At 66.0% G+C, this 3,479-nt stretch carries 3 protein-coding genes; all 3 read right to left on the reverse strand.

Features of this window, described 5'->3' with window-relative positions; genetic code table 11:
- Positions 1–70: 70 nt before the first annotated feature.
- The 3 genes from ACYPYD_RS23040 to rutD all read right to left on the reverse strand — a co-directional run bounded on the left by ACYPYD_RS23040 (position 71) and on the right by rutD (position 3,333).
- On the reverse strand, positions 71–1,060 hold the full coding sequence (locus ACYPYD_RS23040) for a helix-turn-helix transcriptional regulator (RefSeq protein WP_008830283.1): 990 nt from the start codon (positions 1,058–1,060) through the stop codon (positions 71–73).
- Positions 1,061–1,476: 416 nt separating this feature from the next.
- Complete coding sequence (rutA, locus tag ACYPYD_RS23045) at positions 1,477–2,547, reverse strand: pyrimidine utilization protein A (RefSeq protein WP_459665761.1); 1,071 nt, start codon at positions 2,545–2,547, stop codon at positions 1,477–1,479.
- Positions 2,548–2,550: 3 nt separating this feature from the next.
- A complete protein-coding gene (gene rutD, locus ACYPYD_RS23050) occupies positions 2,551–3,333 on the reverse strand; it encodes a pyrimidine utilization protein D (RefSeq protein ID WP_459665764.1) in 783 nt (260 codons plus the stop codon).
- Between the last annotated feature and the right edge of the window lie 146 nt (positions 3,334–3,479).

Here is a 3,479-nt window from a genome sequence, read left to right on the forward strand (position 1 = left end):
GCGAAGCAATCCAGGACGCTCAAGACTGCCCTGGATTGCTTCGCTGCGCTCGCAATGACGGAACGGGGGACTAACGACTCCCCATCTCGATCACCGCGCGGGCGATCGAGACGAGTTCGGCCTCGCGATTGACGCTGGCCTTCTGGAAGATCGTGCGGAGCTGACTCGACACCGTCTGTACGCTGACGCTGCGCATCCGGGCGATCTCCTGCCGCGAATGACCCTGCGCCAGCAGGGCGACGATCTCGCCCTCGGCCCGCGTCAGATCGAGCGCGGCGGAGAGGCGGGTGCCCTGATCGCTGGTGAGGCCCAGCGGGGCCTTGAGCGTGACGATCACACTGGGCGCGAAGCCGAAGTTCCAGTCCTGCCGGGGCAGGGGGCAGACCTCGACCAGCAGCGGCCCGCGCACCGACTGCATCCACAGCTCCGAAGGCATCGCCTGCCGGTTGGCGAGGGCCACGCCGATCCGCATCTGCAGCACGCGGTCGAGGTCCGGCCGCACCGCCCGCAATGCCCCGCCGCGCACCTGCAGCGTGTCGGGCGCGAGCAGCCTCTCCGCCGCTCCCGTCACCGAGCGCACCCGGCCGACGACGTCGAGCAGGATTGCGGCCGTACGCAGTGCGTCGAGCGAACCCAGCAGCAGTTCGGCGCCCTGATGCTCGATGGCGCTTTGCAGGCGGATTGCGGCCATCACGTGCGGTGCGGCGCCGCTCAGCGCCGCGCGTTGCGCCTCGGTTGTACGTCCATCGCTGGCACCGTGAAGGGCGGCGAGGCCGAAGAAGGCGGACGGTCCGCTGTCGAGCACGATCTGGGCGCCGTGTTCGGCATCGAGACGCCGCACGTGCTCCATGTAGGCTTCGTTGGTGGAGACGGCCCGCACTTCGTCGTAATGCTTTTCCCAGACGATTTCATAAGGCGCGCGCGAGGCCGCGACGCGGTAGTTCACCTCCGGCCTATGGCCCTCGATGGCCTCGAATTCTGCGGTGTAACCTTCCCAGGTATCGGTGACGCGGTTGAAGAACGTGTGGTGTTCGCCGATCGCGACCAGTTGTGCGCGCATCGACCCCGTCGCACTGGCCAGAGCCTTCAGCGCGCCTTCCCAGCCAGATTCTTCAAACGGGGCGCGCGCGAAGAGCGCCCCCAGTTCCTCGATTCGTATGGTCCTGCCCCCCGACTGCGACCGGAGGGCAATGTGAACCCGGCGTCAACTTTACGCAAGCCTATGTAAAACGGGGCGGATCGAGGGGGCATACCACGATCATGGTATGCGCCGAATCACCATTTCGGGCATCTGCGTAGATGCGACCCGAAGGATCGGTAATTCCAATGCGATCCTTTACCAAACTACCCGGGGCCTGCTTGCAGGCCCCGGGCTTTCTTTGTGGGGGTGGCGGCACTTTGACGTGATTCGCGGGAACCCGGAAACCCACCTTGCGATATGGCGTGTCAGGTGGCCGTCAAACGGATTTTCGCGCTTCAGCCGGATATGTGCGCGCGGCTCTTCATCAGCGGCTGGATGCGGGTGCCGAAGTTTTCGACCCCTTCCACGAAGTCGTCGAACGTCAGCAGGACGCCGCCGGTTCCGGGCACCTCAGCCATCTCGTCCAGCATTCGCGCCACGGTCTCGTAGCTGCCGACGAGGGTGCCCATGTTGATGTTCACGGCGCCTTCCGGCGCCGCCAGCTGGCGTACGTTGGTGTCGGTGTTGACGGTGTCCTTGGCGCCTTGGTCTGCCAGCCACGAAATCGCGTCGATGTCGACGCCTTCGTTGTAGAGCTGCCACTTCGCCTGCGCTTCCTCGTCGGTCTCGGCGGCGATGACCATGACGAGGACGAAGACCTGCACGTCGCGCCCGGTTTCGGCGGTGAACTTCGCCAGCCGCTCGTTGTTGAAGGCGAAGGCGGTCGGCGTGTTCACGCCCTTGCCGAGACAGAAGGCATAGTCCGCCCACTTAGCCGAGAAGGCCAGCCCCGCGTCCGAGGAGCCCGCGCAGATGATCTTCATGTCACCCTGCGGGGTCGGCCGCACGAGGCAGTCGTCCATCGTGTAGTGCTCGCCCTTGAAGTCGGAGCGGCCGGTCTCCCACAACTCGCGCAGGATGCGGGCATATTCGTCCAGCACCTGATAGCGGTTGCGGAAGTGCTCCTCTCCCGGCCACAGGCCCATCTGCGTGTACTCGGGCGGCTGCCAGCCGGTGATCAGGTTGAGGCCGAAGCGGCCGTGGCTGATCGAATCGATGGTGTTGCACATCCGCGCCGCGAAGGCGGGCGGGATGATCAGCGTCGGGCAGGTGGCGAAGATCTTGATCTTCTCGGTCACGGCGGCGAGGCCGGACATCAGGGTGAAGCTCTCCAGCCCGTATTCCCAGAACTCCGACTTGCCGCCGAAGCCGCGCAGCTTGATCATCGAGAGCAGGAAGTCGAGCCCGTGCTTCTCGGCCCGGATCGCGATCTCCTTGTTGAGATCGAAGCTGGGCATGTACTGCGGCGAAGTCGTGCTGATCAGCCAGCCGTTGTTGTTGATGGGCACGAAGACGCCGACTTGCATGGACTAGCTCTCCAGAAACGTGACGACGAGGCGGTTGAAGCCCGCAGGATCGGTGACGTTGCAGGCATGACCGCCCCATCCAAAGGTGGCGACGTCGGCCGCGGGGATCGGTCCGGCAAGGTCCAGTGAGGCCGCGCAAGGCACGAGGAAATCGTCGCGCGTGGCGATGACGAGGGTTTCGCCCAGCCTGGCCAGCCGCTCGGCCGAAGGGGCATAGGCGCTGACCGCGGCGATGCGCTTTTCCATCGTCTCCGCGCCGGGGAAGCCCGCGATGTGGTGCGCAAGGTCAGCCTCGAGCAGCGCGTCGTTGGCGGCGATCCAGTCGGGCGGGTAGAGGAACAGCGGCTGCGCGCGCAGGAACGGCTCGTTCCCGGCATGACGCAGCAGGGCGAGGCGGGCCTCGAAGCAGCGGCGGGTGTGCGGGGAGAGGGTGCGCCAGCCGTTGATCACCACCAGCTTGTCGATCCGGCCGGAGGCGAGGGCGGTCTCGATCCCGATCATCCCGCCCAGCGCGTGGCCGACGAAGTGTGCTCGCGTGATGCCGAGCGCATCCATCAGCGCGATGACATCCTGCGCCATGTCCTCGATCGAGGTCGTTTCCGGCAGCGCGCGATCGCTGCGGCCGGTGCCGCGCTGGTCGTAGGTCAGGACGCGGTGGTTCGCGGAAAGTGCGGCGAGGTTGGGCTGCCAGTAGGCACCGCTGCCGCCGAGGCCGCTCGACAGGATCAGCTTCGGCGCGTGCTCGGGACCGTGGAACTCGTAGTGGAGGCCGGCAGCAGTGCTCATGCGCGACGGGGCTTCGATGCTTCGACAGGCTCAGCACTCAGCCTGAGCGGGGTTAGGGGGCGATGCCACTGAACCGAACCACTCCCTCGTCGTTGCGAGCGCAGCGAAGCAATCCAGGGCAGTTTTGCGCCGCCCTGGATTGCTTC

It is taken from the genome of Novosphingobium sp. 11B (assembly GCF_054589055.1).